General features: G+C 39.5%; 17 protein-coding genes. 12 read left to right on the forward strand and 5 right to left on the reverse strand.

The genetic code is table 11. The features are described from left to right. Positions 1–207: 207 nt before the first annotated feature. Positions 208–1,632: a sugar porter family MFS transporter gene (locus tag H5117_RS15195; protein ID WP_182738558.1), complete on the reverse strand. Its 1,425-nt coding sequence runs from the start codon at positions 1,630–1,632 to the stop codon at positions 208–210. A 369-nt stretch (positions 1,633–2,001) separates the two neighbouring features. Here H5117_RS15195 and H5117_RS15200 point away from each other — a divergent pair, with 369 nt between their 5' ends. Then, the gene (locus H5117_RS15200) at positions 2,002–3,432 is read left to right on the forward strand and encodes a restriction endonuclease (RefSeq protein ID WP_182738559.1); all 1,431 of its coding nucleotides are present in this window, start codon (positions 2,002–2,004) and stop codon (positions 3,430–3,432) included. Between the two features lie 244 nt (positions 3,433–3,676). Next, the gene (locus H5117_RS15205) at positions 3,677–3,970 is read left to right on the forward strand and encodes a hypothetical protein (protein WP_182738560.1); all 294 of its coding nucleotides are present in this window, start codon (positions 3,677–3,679) and stop codon (positions 3,968–3,970) included. Positions 3,971–4,061: 91 nt separating this feature from the next. On the opposite strand, the gene H5117_RS15210 is transcribed toward H5117_RS15205, so the two are convergent. Continuing rightward, positions 4,062–4,556, reverse strand: coding sequence for a dual specificity protein phosphatase family protein (locus H5117_RS15210; protein ID WP_182738561.1), 495 nt, complete (start codon positions 4,554–4,556; stop codon positions 4,062–4,064). 89 nt (positions 4,557–4,645) lie between these two features. Here H5117_RS15210 and H5117_RS15215 point away from each other — a divergent pair, with 89 nt between their 5' ends. The 3 genes from H5117_RS15215 (at position 4,646) to H5117_RS15225 (ending at position 8,876) form a co-directional block, all read left to right on the forward strand. Then, on the forward strand, positions 4,646–6,847 hold the full coding sequence (locus tag H5117_RS15215) for an exonuclease domain-containing protein (protein ID WP_182738562.1): 2,202 nt from the start codon (positions 4,646–4,648) through the stop codon (positions 6,845–6,847). A 131-nt stretch (positions 6,848–6,978) separates the two neighbouring features. Beyond that, positions 6,979–7,860 (forward strand): hypothetical protein, encoded by an 882-nt coding sequence (locus H5117_RS15220; protein ID WP_182738563.1) that lies wholly within the window; start codon positions 6,979–6,981, stop codon positions 7,858–7,860. A 62-nt stretch (positions 7,861–7,922) separates the two neighbouring features. After that, a complete protein-coding gene (locus H5117_RS15225) occupies positions 7,923–8,876 on the forward strand; it encodes a hypothetical protein (protein ID WP_182738564.1) in 954 nt (317 codons plus the stop codon). Here H5117_RS15225 and H5117_RS15230 read toward each other — a convergent pair. Continuing rightward, positions 8,860–10,206, reverse strand: coding sequence for a S8 family serine peptidase (locus tag H5117_RS15230; RefSeq protein WP_182738565.1), 1,347 nt, complete (start codon positions 10,204–10,206; stop codon positions 8,860–8,862). The genes H5117_RS15225 and H5117_RS15230 overlap by 17 nt on opposite strands. Before the next feature lie 158 nt (positions 10,207–10,364). Between H5117_RS15230 and H5117_RS15235 the strand changes: the two genes are divergently transcribed. The 3 genes from H5117_RS15235 to H5117_RS15245 are packed head-to-tail and all read left to right on the forward strand — an operon-like array spanning position 10,365 to position 12,131. Beyond that, positions 10,365–10,856: an RNA polymerase sigma factor gene (locus H5117_RS15235; RefSeq protein WP_182738566.1), complete on the forward strand. Its 492-nt coding sequence runs from the start codon at positions 10,365–10,367 to the stop codon at positions 10,854–10,856. Next, positions 10,853–11,593 (forward strand): anti-sigma factor, encoded by a 741-nt coding sequence (locus tag H5117_RS15240; protein WP_182738567.1) that lies wholly within the window; start codon positions 10,853–10,855, stop codon positions 11,591–11,593. Before H5117_RS15235 ends, H5117_RS15240 begins: the two co-directional genes overlap by 4 nt. Positions 11,594–11,618: 25 nt before the next feature. Further along, on the forward strand, positions 11,619–12,131 hold the full coding sequence (locus H5117_RS15245) for a CC0125/CC1285 family lipoprotein (protein WP_182738568.1): 513 nt from the start codon (positions 11,619–11,621) through the stop codon (positions 12,129–12,131). A gap of 32 nt (positions 12,132–12,163) precedes the next feature. Here H5117_RS15245 and H5117_RS15250 read toward each other — a convergent pair whose 3' ends face one another. Further along, positions 12,164–13,048, reverse strand: coding sequence for a DMT family transporter (locus H5117_RS15250; protein WP_182738569.1), 885 nt, complete (start codon positions 13,046–13,048; stop codon positions 12,164–12,166). A 102-nt stretch (positions 13,049–13,150) separates the two neighbouring features. Between H5117_RS15250 and H5117_RS15255 the strand changes: the two genes are divergently transcribed. Beyond that, positions 13,151–13,627, forward strand: coding sequence for a sel1 repeat family protein (locus H5117_RS15255; protein ID WP_182738570.1), 477 nt, complete (start codon positions 13,151–13,153; stop codon positions 13,625–13,627). Positions 13,628–13,803: 176 nt separating this feature from the next. Here H5117_RS15255 and H5117_RS15260 read toward each other — a convergent pair whose 3' ends face one another. After that, positions 13,804–14,691, reverse strand: coding sequence for a LysR family transcriptional regulator (locus tag H5117_RS15260; protein WP_182693739.1), 888 nt, complete (start codon positions 14,689–14,691; stop codon positions 13,804–13,806). A 101-nt stretch (positions 14,692–14,792) separates the two neighbouring features. Here H5117_RS15260 and H5117_RS15265 point away from each other — a divergent pair, with 101 nt between their 5' ends. From H5117_RS15265 to H5117_RS15275, 3 genes are all read left to right on the forward strand, one after another. Then, positions 14,793–15,785 carry a zinc-binding dehydrogenase gene (locus H5117_RS15265; protein ID WP_182738571.1) on the forward strand — a complete coding sequence of 331 codons (993 nt, stop codon included), beginning with the start codon at positions 14,793–14,795 and terminating at the stop codon, positions 15,783–15,785. 61 nt (positions 15,786–15,846) lie between these two features. Beyond that, positions 15,847–16,137: a putative quinol monooxygenase gene (locus H5117_RS15270; protein ID WP_182738572.1), complete on the forward strand. Its 291-nt coding sequence runs from the start codon at positions 15,847–15,849 to the stop codon at positions 16,135–16,137. Between the two features lie 30 nt (positions 16,138–16,167). Further along, a complete protein-coding gene (locus tag H5117_RS15275; RefSeq protein WP_259404451.1) occupies positions 16,168–16,311 on the forward strand; it encodes a VOC family protein in 144 nt (47 codons plus the stop codon). Positions 16,312–16,419 lie beyond the last annotated feature (108 nt).

The following is a 16,419-nucleotide window of genomic DNA, read 5'->3' on the forward strand; positions in this document are numbered from 1 at the left end:
CGTATTGAGCTATAGTGATATTTAAGTATGCAATCGGTAGCTGTACACTTTGGTATTAAAAGCTTGCAGGTAAAAGGAGCGTTTACGAATCAACAGCAGTTTAAAATATATTTATTAATTAACGTTGAGCTCATCCAAACAATCATTCTTAAATAACGCCATTGTATGTAAAAGCAAAGCGGTGATTAATATCACCGCTTTTAAAAATTACATAGATTCGAGCGTTTTACCGCGTGTTTCTTTTATGTATTTAACAACAAAAAATATGCTTATAAGTGCCGATAACGCATAAAAGCCATAAGCACCGGCAAGGCCAATGTTAGCCAGCATAATAGGGAAGGTCATGGTAATGGCAAAGTTAGCAATCCATTGTGCGCTAGCTGCAACAGCAAGCGCTGCACCACGAATACGATTATTAAACATTTCGCCTAATAATACCCATACAACAGGGCCCCAACTTAAGCCAAAAAATACCACAAATAAGTTAGCCATAATCAGTGCAAACGTACCCATGTTATCGCTAAGGGCAAGTTTGCCTGCTTCATCAAGGCCTGCACTACCAAATATATAAGTAAGAGCGCTTAAGCTAATAAACATACCAATACTGCCTACTAATAGCAGTGGTTTACGGCCAATTTTGTCAACTAGGGCAATGGCAATAAAGGTTGATACAATATTAGTAGTACCTGCGAGTACATTTATAAATAGCGATTGCGACTCATCAAACCCAGCGGCTTGCCAAAGCTCTGAGCCGTAATAAAACACCACGTTAATCCCCACAAATTGCTGAAATACACTCAGCGCAACACCCACCCAAACAATTGGGTGTACTTTTTTACTGTTATCAATAAATAAATCGCGAATACTTGGCTTTGTGTCGCTATGCAATGAGCGTTTTACATCGCTTATTTGTTTATCTGCATTGTCGTCTGAAATTTTGCTAAATACCGCTTTTGCATCATCCACTTTACCTTGCGCCACTAAATAACGAGGCGACTCAGGAATAAACAACACACCCACTAAAAACAGTATTGCAGGCACAAGCTCAGCCCAAAACATCCAGCGCCAAGCGGCTGTATCAAGCATTAAAATATTTTGCGCGCTACCTGCGGCATCAGCAATTAAATAGTTACTTAAAAACGCAGCAAACAAACCCAGTACAATAGCGAGTTGTTGAAGTGTAGCTAAACGACCGCGAAGTGCTGGTGGTGCAACCTCAGCAATGTAAGCTGGCGCTAATACTGATGCAGCACCAATACCTAAGCCACCAAATAAGCGATAAAAAATAAACTCCGCAGAACTTTCGCTAATGCCCGAACCAAATGCACTAATGGCAAAAATAATCGCAGTGATGATCATAATTGCACGGCGACCAAACTTATCAGCCAGCGGCCCCGCAGCAAGCGCACCTAAGGCGCAGCCAAGTAACACAGACGCTACGTTAAACCCCGTAGCCACACTGCTTGAATTAAATGCATTACCGAGCGCCGACACTGTGCCGTTAATAACGCCTGAGTCAAAACCAAATAAAAAGCCACCAATAGCAGCCACGGCAGAGATAAAAATTACGTAAAAAAGAGAAGTGTTTTCAGCTGTGTTGGCTGAGTGGGAAGGCGGTGTGTGCGTTGTCATTATATGCCCTGAAAGTTAAATTAAATTTAAAGGAGCATAATATCGTAAAGCGTTATGGTTGAATACATTTGTGCAGGTATAACGATTTAGCGAGTGTAAAAGAGCCTTTTTTAAATAACAAAGGCTGAACTTCAATAAACAATAAGTTTGTATGGGAAGTAGCTGTTGAATCAATATTACTGAACTCTACCATTTGGGTGTTTTTTTTGCAGTTACATAAACTGATATGAGGTTTAGTAATTGTTTACATGCGGTTATTTGGTGGTTAAGGTAAATAAATTGAATTTAGGGACATTATCGGTTTATAAGCGATAATTATCGTAGACTGAGCTGTTAAGTGAACTTCGTGGTTTTAATGTATGAGGTGTTATGATTAAAGGTTTTTTGAAAAAAATAGATGCACTTGGGTTTAGTACTGAGGAACTTGAATCTGGCAGTATTAAAATCGGTTTAGATTGTTGTCCATTTTGGCACGTGATACTTGAAAACCTCGATGAAGATCGCATGTTACCTTACTTTTACATCCGTCAAAGAAGAGTTGAGGAAGTTACGGATCTACATGACATCATACCAACTGTTTTAACCACTATATCCAAATGCAAAGGCCATAGTTCATTTCGCTTTTTAGGTGAGCATAATGAATTTAGTGGAATAGATGATGAATTATATGGGATGTACTGGTTTCCAGCACAACCTCTCAATGAGCGTATAAGAAAAAATAGTCAAGCTGACCTAAAGTGCCTCTACAATATTCTATTCGATTTATACATTTTTCATATGTATCAAGGAGACATACTTGGTGCAAATGATTCTGATCCTGATGATTTTTCAAATGAATCACCAGAGCTTGATTTATGGATAGAGAGTATAGTCAATGCTGTTGGAGAAGATGAATCATATGTAGCGAATCTACGGAAGAACCCTGATTGGTTTTATTTTAGAAGCTTTTCTGCAGGGTTTTCTATATTCAGAAGCTCTCATATAGCTCGAACACTAAATGGCTTTGTCTTAAAAAATGAAGGGGGTATTAAAAGTATTGAAGGTGTGGAATCATCAATCGAGATCCATAACGATATTCAGAACTCAATATCACGAAAAGAAAAAGCCTTTGCTAAGGCAATTTTAGAATCAATAGGAGATTGCTCAGAATTCAGGGTTATCCCACAGGAGAATCAACTAGTATTTATTTCAGATTCGCATGTACTTATGAAGTACACAAATAGTGGTATGGAGTCCGTCAATTCAGAGAAAGAATTGATTAGAGCTCGACAGCAGCATGAAATAGAACTTCTCTTTGGTAGTCAAAAGTTTGTGTGGAATATTTCAGACAGGAGTAAAAGTGCTGAATTTGAAGATTTAGTTCTTGAGCTGCTAAACAGAGAAGCATGGATCTTTTCTGTCAAAAAGGTTGCACCGACGAATCAAGGTGATAATGGTAGAGATTTAATCTGTGAATACAATATGCATTACAACGAGCATCAAATTTCCAAAGACGAAAATTCAATAAAAATTGGGAAAATGATTGTTCAATGTAAAACAAATTTAAGTACTTCGAAGAAATCATCTGTCGGAAAGGCTGATGTTGATGTTGCAGATACTATTTTTGACTATAGGCCTGAAGGATATATGCTTGTTGTTAATACTCAAATTACAAGAGACCTTACCGAGATGCTAGAGCGACAAAAGGACCGTAAAGAGCAAAACTCTATTGTTTGGTGGAACTCTTTTGATGTGGAAGAGCGCCTACGGAAAAATCCAGATATTTTATCTAGATATAAAAATTTGGTCAGTTATGCATAATTCACCATACAAGTAGTTTAAACGGAATAGAAACAGACGATTATAGCCAAGCATTTTTATCCGCTTAACGGGCGTGAGGCTGAAAGTTACTCTTTTTTAAGAAAAACAGCCTGCTTTATGGATTCCAAATAATGAATAAACTAATGCTTTGAGAACGTTTAGAGTTAATTGCAGAAACTCATTATTTAATTGAATTTGGCTGTTGGAGTTATTCTACAGCCTCGTTATGTTTAGGTGACACTACGTGAGAATAATTGATGAAAAACCTTGGAGTTGGACTCTATATAAGCATGATGATGAGTATTTCTTATCTGTGATGTGTGGTTCTGTCGGGTTATATAGTCGAGATATCATTTTAAGCGTTGAGGAAACTGAGCGTTATCTAACCCGAGGAATTGACGAAATAATTGAAATGGCAAAGATAATTTCTTTTAGCCCCCAAAAGTTTAAATTCAGGCATATTGTTGGTTTTCATGAAAAACTCGCTGCTATAGTTGCAGATGAAAAACCTCGAAATTATTTTGAAAATAAAACCTAACAAGTTGTTCGCTTATCAACGCTAATCCATAACTAGTATGAAAAGTATTTTGAGCACTATTTATAGTGCTAAATCCACCTCAGTTTCTGCCTTACACCTCAAAGTTCTCAAAGTACTCTTTTTGCAATTCTATAGTGAGTGCTTTAGGGCGAATGCCTTGTACTAGGCTGTATACTTCTTCTTTTGTGTAACCTGCCGAATTTAAAATAAGCGCAGCGACCAAACCTGTGCGGCCAGTGCCGCCTTTGCAATGTATGGCAATGGTTTGTTTGTGTTGTATGGCCTGTAATATGTCGATTTTATGGGTGTTCCAGCTTGATGTAAAAGGCTGTTTGGGTGCTTCGTCGTCATTTATTGGTAAATGAAACCACGTTATATCGTGCTTATTGCACTCACTATTAATTGTTTCTACGTTGTTTTTTTCAAGTTCTTTTTGCGGCATAAGTGAAAGCAGTATGTGAGTGCCAGCAGCTTTTAATGTGGCGATTGAATCCGCTAAGTTTTGTGTTTTTGTACCAGGGCAGGGCGTAAAAATAATATTTGCGCCGTTATTAAGTGATAAAACATCGTATGGGTGCGCGCTCATGGTAAGTCCTTTATTTTTAATGAATTTGCTTTAATAAGCTCACTATAGCGTGTTTTAGTTACAAGTTTAAGATTGAATAATAAGCATAAATGCTGGATACTGTTTTTATATACAGTTATGGCGATATTATGAAAAAAGAATTACCAGCAAAATACTATTTAGCGCATTTTAGAGAGCTTATTGAGTTTGTAACTAGTAAATGTATGCATTTACTTGAGCCCAAACACAGCGAATTTATTAGTAAAATTAACCAGCTAGATGAGCAAAGCCAATGCATGTTGGCGCGTGTGTACTCGCGAAAGCCTTATTTAGTGCAGGCGCAATCGCTTAATTATGAAGAAATAACCTCGCCGCATCAGGCTATTTATACGCTAAAAAAAGCCGGTATTTTATTTGAGCCAAACGAGCAGCATTATTCGCAGCTTTTAGCGCACTTAACTAAGCCTTCTTTGGTTGAGTTGCTAAGTAATTACAGTGAGCAAATAAGTTTTAAAAAGAGTGCCGCTAAAGGCGCGCTGGTGGATATTGCGCGTGAGTTTTTTAAAGCACGCCCACAAGAGCTTGCGCCACTTTATAGCCAGTATGTAATTAATAACCGCAGTGATTACTACGAGTATTTTGAGTTTTTATTTGCAGGTAAACTAAGCAGTGGAGATGTGAATCATCAAAACCGTTTTGTAATGCGAGACTTAGGCTTAACCGCTACGCGCGAAGGACACAGCGAGAGCTTGTCGCGTTTTGAAACACTTGACGAAGCGCAATCAAACTATTTATTAAACCGTTACCGGTTAGCATTTAAAAATATTACAGATGAGAGCGACTATGTTGCTTTAGCGTCGCAGGTTTTAGTGCAAGCTGCACATGGTGCAATTGCCGTTGTATTAAAAAACAAACTATTAGTTAGGCTTTATAGGCAGCTAAAAACAGTTGATAGCGAACTTGCTTTTAGTTTACTTGAAGGGTGCGTGGATGATAGCGAAGCACAAGAAATTCAAATAAGAGAGCAATACAGGCTTGGCAATAAAGAGTGGGTAAAAGCTCGATTAGAAGCCATTATCGAAAACCCACTTACTGATGATTTACTTTATTTTGCTGACGATTTTTTAATGCGTAAGTTTAATAAAAAAACACGTTCGCGTTTAAGTGCCATGCTTGCCGACACTCAGTGCGTGCTAGAAATAGATGAACTGTACCGAGGTGAAGTAGAGCAGGGCGTAAACGATTATTATACTCGCGAAGGTATGGCTGTATTTAATACCGAAAACACGCTTTGGCAAAGTTTGTTTGGTTTAGTATTTTGGCACGAGTTATTTGTGGAGTCGCCTTATCCGCCATGCAATGAGTTTGATATTTATCCGCAAGTATTAAGGCTTGGTAATTTTTATGAAGCGCAGCAAACACAGATAAACGAGCGCTTAGCTCAGTGCCAAACGTCGCAAGCATTACTTAATTTAGTATGCAAAAATGCAGCGCAATATTTTGATCAGCCCAATGGCTTATTTAGATGGCGCAGCAATTTATTAGAGCCACTAGAAGCGCTTATTTTAAACAGCCCACTTGAGGCACTAATTGCGCACTTAGCAGCCATGAGTAAACATTATTTACAGCTAAAAGACGGTTACCCCGATTTAATGGTCATTAATAATGGCCAAGTACACTTTGAAGAGGTAAAAGCCCCAGGCGATAAGCTTAGGCGCAACCAATTAACCACCATAGATAATTTAAAAAATGTGGGCTTTACGGTACATATTGCCGCAGTTAAGTGGTTTGTAGACCCAAACCGTGTTTACAGCGTAGTTGATATAGAAACCACGGGCGGCTTAAAAGGCGGCAACCGAATTACCGAAATTGGCATTGTTAAAGTGCAGCACGGTAAAGTCATTGATACTTGGACAAGATTAGTTAACCCCGAGCGCCATATACCTGGCTTTATTACGTCATTAACCGGTATTAGCGACAGTATGGTTTACAACGCGCCTGTATTTGTCGATATAGTTAAGCCGCTATTAGATATACTCGCAGGCAGTATTTTTGTAGCCCATAACGTTAATTTTGACTATGGCTTTATTAAAAAAGAATGCGAGATGGCAGGGCACTTTTTTAAAATGCCAAAAATGTGCACCGTGGTTGAATCGCGCAAAGCGTTTAAAGGCTTAAAGTCGTATTCGCTTGGTAACCTTAGTGCGCATTTTAATTTAAATTTAACCAGCCATCACCGCGCATTGGCCGATGCAACCGCCACTGCCGAGCTGTTATTACTGATACAAAATAGTGAAACGCAAACGCAGTAGCGTATTATTTTTTAACTATATGAAATTTAAATAAAAAGTAGTTTTATTGTAATTTTTTAATTTATTTTGGAATAAAGTGTTTTTGTAAATCGTCTTCTTTATGTCAATCCGACAAACTAGAGGACAAAACAATGACTAAATTAAATAAAATTGTAAGCGTAATGATGTTAAGCGGTGTGTGTACTTTTACAGGTGCAGTGCACGCCGCTGATATTGAAATATCTCAGTCAACGTCGGCGCAGCAACAAACATCTACATCTATTGCGCTTTCACAAAATGGTTTAACAGCCAATGGTAGCAATGACACAAACGCATCTAGCAATACACAAGTAACGGCAGATGACTCGCAAAACACAGATTCAACGGCGAATAACACGCAAACTTCAGCGCAAGAAAGCAGTGAGGCCGCAGAGCCTGCAAATTCATTAGTTGCATCTGCCAGCTCATCTTTAAATAACTCATTGAATGCATCGGCATCGTCTTTAAATGCCACAGGCAATACCACAGCCAATACAGCGCTTGATGCAACCGCGCAGTTAACCTCATCGGCGGGTAATTTAACGACTGCAGTGAGCCAATCGTCATTACTTTCTGTTACCTCTGAGCAAGGCACTCAGCCTGACACTACTGATACACCAACAGATGCCTCTTTACTTTCAAATGTGAGTAGCGCAACCGATTCAGTAACACAAGCTGATGCAGCGAGTGCGCTTAATGCGGGTGAGCTTACAAACCAATTAGCAATTACTAATACGGCTGCAAACTCAGTGAGTTCTACACTGCAGGTAGGTGATGCAATTAATACCAGTAATGAAGTAGTAAGCAGTGTTCAGCAATCTTTAATTGCCAGTGTGCAAGATAGTACGGTTAGCAGTTTACAAAGCACGGTACAACAAAGTGTTAGCGGGCAGGTGAGTGCAGCGGTTACTGATCAAATTAGTAACGATGTAGCACTTAGCACCGCAAGTGAAGTAGTAACCAACATTACTAACGACTTAGACCTAGGCCTTTAATACGCCGCGTGTTTGTACAAATGCCGAATAGGGAAACCTATTCGGCCTGTTGGAGAATAAATATGAAAGCAGTTATAACCGCCACATTGTGTGTTTTTAGTGCCCAAGCGGTGCTTGCACAAACCAACCACGTTAAAACACCTGAGCAAAATAAACCCTTTAAAAGTAGCTTTGAGCTAAATGCAGATGCAGAAGTTGGGGTATTAAGCAATTCAGCGCTCTCTGTTCAGGAGCTTGACGATATTTCGTCACAAAGCGACAGTGGCATAAAAACCGCAGCCGGTGTTAATGCAAAATGGCAATTAACCAAAGGCGCCAAATTAACCTCAAGCTATCGGTTTGAACAACAAGACTACGATGAATTTGATCAATACGATTTAGACCTTCATCAATATGGTTTAGATGGCAGCTACAGCTTTAATAGCCATGAGCTAGGGGTTCGTTACGATGGCGCAAAAGCAAATGTAGATGGCGAAACATTTTTATATTTTAATCAAGCTAGTGCTTACTATGGCCACTTTTTAAACCCACATACGTATTTGCGTATGAGCATAAAAACCAAAGCTAAACGTTTTGCTACTGCAAAAGCACGTAATGCCGATGGTGTAGGTGGCGATGTAGCGCTTTATCATTTTATAAATAATGGCCAAACCATGCTAATGGCAACGCTAAGTGCTGATAAAGAAAACGCCGACGACAACCAATACGACTTTAACGGTTACGGCTTTACTACTAAAGTTACGCACAAATTTACGGCCTTTAATATGGCTAACAAAGTAGGGGCTGGCTGGCGTTATCAAAATAAAGATTACGATGAGCAAACAACGGATGATTTTTTTGAGCAAATACCGTCGCGAGATGAGCACCGAAATGTAGTCAATGCGTTTTATAACCTAGCTGTGTTTGAGCACGTAACACTAATAGCCGAGGCTGAATATGGCGATTACCAATCAAAACTTAGTAGCAATACCTATACTCAGTCGGTTTTATCGGCGTCAGTTAAAGTGCACTTTTAGGTGGGTAAATGGCGCCATAACCAAAGGTGGCGTCTTTGCCTTGCTCGCCTAAATCGACGGCCAGCGATGTAAGCTCGTTAAGTGCTTTGGTTTTATTATTACCATGTTTTAACAATAAACAACTTAATGCCGCGCTTACATGCGGCGCCGCCATTGACGTACCCGACTCCCTCCCAAATTTTCCATTGCCTTGGCTTGTAACAACATTTACACCAAGGGCTGCAAAGTCTATGTAATCGCCTTTATTTGACCATCTATAAATGTGGTTTTTTGAATCAATAGCACTTACCGCTATCACGCTTTTATACGCGCCTGGGTATAACGGCTGCGACGCCGGCCCTTGGTTACCCGCAGCAGCTACAATGAATACGTTTTGTTTTATTGCTGCAGTAATACTTGCTTCTAAAATTGCGTTATTTGGCCCCGTTAGGCTCATATTTATTACGGGTATTTTATTACTAACTAGCCAGTTAAGTGCCTCTACTATGGCAAATAATGTAGCCCCTTGTGCATATTCAGATTGCCTATAAAACACCTCGGCACTGTATAGCTTGGCACTGCTTAAAAGCGGGCTGAGCGTTGCTCCTTTACCTGTAATTAACCCCGCTATGGCGGTGCCGTGTAAATTTGGCGAGCTTAACCCTTGTGGTAAAAAGCTTTGCGTGGTGATATTGGCGCCTTTAAAAGCGTTGTGTTTGGTATTAATGGCGCTGTCGATCATGCCAATTTTTACGCTTTGTGTGCAGTAAGGAGCAACAGACTTATTTTGCGTTACTTTTGCGGTAGGTTCGCCTGTTTGCGCTTGGTAAATGTGGTTTCGGTCAAGTATTGCAGACTCATCTAAGTTAAGCGCTTTTAATAACTCACTTTTAGAGTTAACACCTTGGGGGGCGTTAAAGCGCACTAAGCTCACGTTAAGTGCGTTGTAATTTTTTACCGATACAATGGTTACATTTTGCTGCTTTAGGGTATTAAGTTGTTGGCTATTTGCCATTAATAACCATTGGCGCTCTATTGCTCTAAAGCCGTTTTCAAGCTCTACTTCAACAAATGCGGTGTTTTGGCTATTTATATTAATGTTAAGCACATTGGGTAAGCTGCTAATTGGCTCACTTATTTGCGCTTTTAGTTCATCAATCGATATTTGTGGTATAGGCACTGGGAGCGGCAGGCGCTGTGCTCGCTCTATAGTTTGTTCAATACGCTGCTCTATTGGGTTTAGCTGCCCAAGTACTTGTTCGACTCTTACTATATTGGCTGAACTCGTTGCGCTAAATATGCAAAGCGAAGCGGCTATTATGTGTTTAACGCGTGTGTTTTTAATATTCATAGTGGGTTACTTCTATTAAATTTATCATGCTGGTTAGTTAACGTTTAACACATAGAAATATTTCATTATTTAAATTATTTTGATTATTTTGATTATTTTGATTATTTGGGAATAAATGTTTTTTTGAATCGTCTTCTTTATAAAAGGGGTAAAAATCAATGAACGAAACTCTAAAAACCTTATTGCCCATGCTTAGGCGCTTTGCCTATTCGCTAACGGGTAGTAAAGCAGATGCAGACGATGTAGTGCAAATAACTATTGAAAAACTATTAGTAAAAGGCATTCCGGATGACGTTGAGCCTGCTAAATGGGCATTTAAAATTTGCCGTAATGTGTGGATAGACGAATACCGCTCACGCAAGGTAAGGCAAAATACGGCTCAGGCCGATATTTTACCAGAGCCAATATCAAGTAATGAGCACCAAGCACTCGAAAACATACAAATGCTTAAAAATGTAAATACAGCACTTGGGCAATTACCCGAAGAGCAATGCGCCATAGTATCGCTGGTGGCAGTGCAGGGCATGGCCTATAAAGAGGTAGCACATACACTCGATATACCTATAGGCAGTGTAATGAGTAAATTATCGCGCGCACGCATTACACTTTATAACTTAATAAAACCCGACTTTAAAAAGGAGCAAGTATGAACATTAACGACGAAACACTTAGCGCCTTTTTAGACTCAGAACTAAGCGAGCACGAAATGGAGCAAGTGCGCAAAGCCCTTGAAACCGATGATGAGCTAGTAATGCGACTTGCAGAGCTAAGCGAAGTAGACATGTTAGTAAAAGAGCACGCAACAAGTATTGACGACGCACCACTTAGTGACTCATTAGCTAAAACGGTTGCAAAGCTTGATATGGCAACGACAAAAAACACGTTAAACAGTAATGTAGTAACGTTAACGCCTTGGCAAAAGGTTAAGCAATCGGCTAATAAAAGTTTAGCAATAGCAGCAAGCGTTGCTGTGGTATTTGGTATTGCAATGACGAGCTATTTACAACCCAATGAGTCGCAAAATTTAGTAGCCAGTAACATAGCCACAGCACTTAATACGCAGCTAAGTAGTGGTGTGTTTGAGCAAAGTGATGGCTCAGTATTTAGCGCACAGCTTAGTTTTAAAAATCAGCAAGGTGAGCTTTGTAGGCAGTATGCACTAAGCTCAAATAATACAACGCAAACAAGCATTGCTTGTAAAACGCAAAGCGGTTGGCAAATTAAAGCGCAATCAGCCACGCAGCAAAGTAACAATGGCGCGCAATATCAAACGGCGTCTAATAACAGTGACTTAGATGCTGTTATAGATAGCATGATCAGCGGCGCACCACTCGATAGAGCGCAAGAGCAGCAAGCAATTAGCGCAAAGTGGCAGTTAAACAAATAATAATGTGTATAAAACGAGGTGAACTATGAAAACATCTATTTTAATTATCAGTATTTTACTTATGGCGGGCTGTGCATCTAAACCTGATTATCGCGCCGCAAATAATGGCTCACAAGGTTACAGCGAGCAAAAAATTAGCGACGATCAATACCGCGTCGAGTTTAAAAGCGTATCAAACAACGTCGCAGATGCCGGTGACTATGCATTATTACGCGCGGCTGAGCTTACACAAGCACAAGGCTACGACTGGTTTGTTGTAACTAACAAAGAAACCTTTGTTGAGTCTAAATCGCAAGCTCCCGCGTCATCTACTAGTGCATCACAAAGCCAGCAATATGAGCGAAGCTGTGGCTTATTAACCTGCGAAACACGCGCTCGCCCAACAAGCAGTGTAGGCGTACAAGTGAGCAACAATGATAAACGTAAAGAAGTGCACACATTGATTGATATTAAAATGGGCAAAGGCATTAAACCAAGCGACAACAGTTTTAGCGCCCAAGACTTAATTGAAAGCTTAAGCAAAAAGGCGAAAAAGTAAGCTTTTTTGGTAAAAGCGCTTGATATAAGCACTTAGCTTGTTTTAGCTAAGTGCTTCTTTCGTGGTAAAAATCCAGTAACCAGCATAGTGCCCACAATAACAAATAATGCACCGAGTAACGTATTTGGCCCAATTTGCTCATCTAAAATTAAATGCCCCCAAAAAATGCCAAATAGCGGAATTAAAAACGTGACTGTTAACGCTGAGGTAGGGCCTATATCGTCGATTAATTTAAAAAATAAAATATAAGCAAGTGCAGTACACATTACTCCTAATACAAGTACACCTAGCATAACGTTGGTGCTTGGTATTTCTCGTATTGGCATAAATAAGATAAGCGGCAATACCATAAAGGTTGAAGCCCACATTGAGCCATGGGCGTTATCGAATGGGGCCAGTTTAGGCGCGTTTTTAGTGTAATGCGATGCAATGGCATAGCAAAGTGATGCGCTTAATGCTGCTACTATGGCCAAAATTGATTGGCTATTTAACACAAAATGATTTTGCCCAACCAAAATAACTACGCCAATTAAACCCAGCAGTAAACCAATCACCATACTTTTATTAGGCTTTGTTTTTGTCCATAAAATTCCAACAACAACACCCCATATTGGTGTTGTAGAATTTAAAATTGAGAGTGTAGATGCGCTGATAGTTTGGGCTGCGTAAGCAAAAAATAAAAACGGCAGAGCAGAGTTAAACGCGCCTATAATAAAAAAGTGTTTTGTGTGCTCAGTAAACGCTAAGCGGCGCTTTAAGTAAAGCGCCACAATAAAGAGGGTGAGTGCGGCAAAGCCAACTCTAAATTCTATTAACACAGCTGGGCCTAAGCTGTTAGCTGCCATTCGCATAAATAAAAATGACGCGCCCCAAATTGCAGCCAGAAAAAATAACCGAAGTAAACTTGCTAAGCTCATGATAGTATTTTAATTATACAAACAGGATTACACAATAGCAGGCTTTGCAAAGAGTGTAAGCCAGATTCGGTACTCGCATATAAAAATAATAAAGGACTAGTTATGGCTAAATGTATATCGGTTGCAGCAATTTTGGCTGTAGGTTTATTAGGTGGGTGTGGGTCGACCCCTGTTAGCCTATACAGCGACAATACAATAAAGAAAAAAGATAAAGCGTATAAAAAGGGGCTATACGAGCAAGCTTTTTATGATTTAAAAGAGCCGGCAGCACTTGGCTATAAAAGTGCACAATATACGTTGGCATTCATGTCTTTAAAAGGCCAATACTTGGAGCAATCTACTAAACTCGGAATGGGCTGGCTAGGTGTTGCAAAAGAAGAGGGGGTTGAGAATTGGTCTGCGCAATACGATGCATTTTACAGTGCAGCGACTACGCAGCAAAAACAACAAATAGACGAAACAGTTGAGTTGTATATAACGCAATTTGGCGTTAAAGCACAAAATATGACCTGTCGGCGTTCAACTTCGCCTAGACGTACATTTGGTGAAGTTAAATGTAGTAGCTCACATCTAATCTGACAGTAAACGCAAATAGTTTAGACTTTATCTGACAAGCAGCTATGAGCGAATAACGGGCGGCCTCTCTAGCGCATTTTTGTAAAATTATCAGTTACAGTCTCGTTAGCTGGAAAGCCTCTAAATTCTAATAGCAACCGTCTTGCAGTGGTAGAGTTCCAAAAAAGCAAAGTTTATATTTAAAGAGGATTACTTTTTATCCACTTTTTCAAGTGGTCAATGAAGTTCTTAACTATTATCGATTGGTTTTTCCTAGAAGGATATAACAGGTTAATTGAAATTGAGGGGTCGCATTCCCAGTCCTCCAAAATAACCTTTAAGCGCTCTTGAGCAACACTTTCTTTAATGTGCCAATCTGACAAAAGCGCGATACCGTGGTCTAATTCCACCATACTCAAAACGCTGTCTCCTAAGCTAGAAGAAAAGGCAGGGTTTAACTTAACTGTTTTCCGTTCACCTTCTCTAATGAATGACCAATTAGTTTCATTACCAACGGTTAATAAAGTATGCTCTGTTAAATATTCAGGTGAATGTGGCACTCCTCTCTTTTCTAAATAACTCGGCGTTGCACATAAGACTCTCTTTGTATCGGATAGCTTTTGACCTATTAACGATGAGTCCCGCGAAGGGCCATGCCTAACAGCTAAATCAACACCTTGTTCAGTTAAATTTACCAAGCTGTCAGTAGAAATGATTTCAATATTAACTTGCGGGAAATTTTTTAAAAAGCTGCTAATAACAGGTAATAAATAGCTTTGCGTAAAAGAAGCCGACGCAGTTATTTTTATTTTTCCTTTTAACGTATTAGTTGGGTCAAGGTCATGTTCAATCTCATCACTAATACTTAACAGTCTTTGTGCATGGTTATATAGCTTCTCACCTGTAAATGTCGGACTAAGAGTCCGAGTTGTTCTATAAAATAATTTCGCACTCAGTCTGTTTTCGAGCGCTATCAACCTTTTACTTACTGCCGCAGCCGTTAGATTGTGAGCATCAGCAGCCATTCGGATAGATTTGAGTTCAAAAATCGTACTGAATATCTTCAGCTCTTCTATGGAATCAATCACATTATCAACCTTTCGGAATTAATCATTAAACCTTTGGTGTGTTTCTGGTAGTTAATTATGTTGATAACATCACTTTCGTCAATAACAAAGAGGTAAATTTTATGAAAGCAATTGCAATTAAAGGTCATGGTGATGTTGATGTTCTACACGAAATCGAAGTTGATGCACCAAAACCAAAACGTGGTCATGTCGTAATTGATGTAAAAGCGACAAGTGTGAATCCTGTAGATACTAAAATCCGTAAAGGCAGTGAAGGTACTGCTGGTATGGTTTACCCTGCAATCCTTCACATGGATGTATCGGGTGTAATCAGTGAAGTTGGTGAAGGTGTAACTAACTTCAAAGTTGGTGATGAAGTGTATGGTTGTGTCGGTGGTATTGTTGGCATTCCAGGTACTCTAGCTGATAAGGTTGAAGCTGACGCTGTATTATTAGCACACAAACCTAAAACGCTTAGCTTTGGTGAAGCGGCTAGCTTGCCTTTAGTAGCAATTACCGCTTGGGAAGCAATTATTGGTCGAGCTGAAATCCAGCCGAGCGATAAAGTTTTAGTTCATGGTGGTACAGGTGGTGTAGGCCACATCGGTCTACAGCTTGCGAAAGCGCTAGGCGCACATGTTACAACGACTGTTGTAGATGAAGAACGCGCAGAAATTGCAAAACAATTGGGTGCAGACGAAACGGTTCTATTCCCTAAAGAAGAACCAAAGGAATATGTTGAAAGATTAACCAATGGTCATGGTTTCGATACTGTATTTGATACAGTGGGTGGGCCAGTTCTGCAAAACTCACTAATCGCTGCAAAACTGAAAGGGCATGTTATTTCTACAATTGGTTATGCTGATTATAACTTAACTGAAATGCACTTTAAGGCTCTTAGGTTAGATCTTGTATTTATGGCGATTTCGATTATTCACAATATCGATAGAGATACTCACGGTGACATTCTACGCCGACTTGCTGGGCTTGTAGATAAAGGCCAAGTTAAACCTTTGATTGATAGTGTTTTCCCTTTCACTTTGGATGGAGTTAAAGCTGCTCACTCTCGTCTAGAGTCAGGATTAGCTACAGGAAAAATCGTCATTGAGCGTTAATTCTCTCTTCTTGAACTAAAGGCTGTGTAAGCAGCCTTATACACCAAAATAGAGGTTAAAAATGAACAATGAAGTTATGATTGTTGTGGATATCCTATGTGAAACACAGCATTACAACACCGTTTTAAACGCAATTTATAAGTGCGCAAGTGAAAGTGTGCTTGAAGATGGGTGCGAGCGTTATGATGTTTACCCTGATACGAATGGTTCACAAAAGATCACATTGGTTGAAATGTGGCGTGACATAGATTCTTTAGGACAACATAAGGGTCTGCCGCATTATCTTCAATTACAAGCCTCATTAGAAGATAGAGTGCTATCAGTCGATATTCAAACAGCTCGTGTGTTTTAAGGTTTGTGATAAATGAAGTATCTTCACACAATGCTGCGCATATCAGATATTGAAGCATCACTGAGGTTTTTCTGTGAAGGTTTAGGGTTGAAGATTCTTAAAAGGAAAGACTACTTTAAAGATAAGTTCACTCTAATCTTTTTAGCTGCACCAGGTGATTGTAGTGGTCAATAAAATTTGGCCACAGTTTTAGAATCTTGATATCTAACCTCAGATTCATTTGGCGCTAAACCGGCATTATAATGATGCGGCCTAACGTTGTTGTAATATCCGTTGATATAA

Origin of the sequence: Pseudoalteromonas sp. SG45-1 (genome assembly GCF_014164135.1) — a bacterium.
Taxonomy (GTDB): Bacteria; Pseudomonadota; Gammaproteobacteria; order Enterobacterales; family Alteromonadaceae; genus Pseudoalteromonas; species Pseudoalteromonas distincta.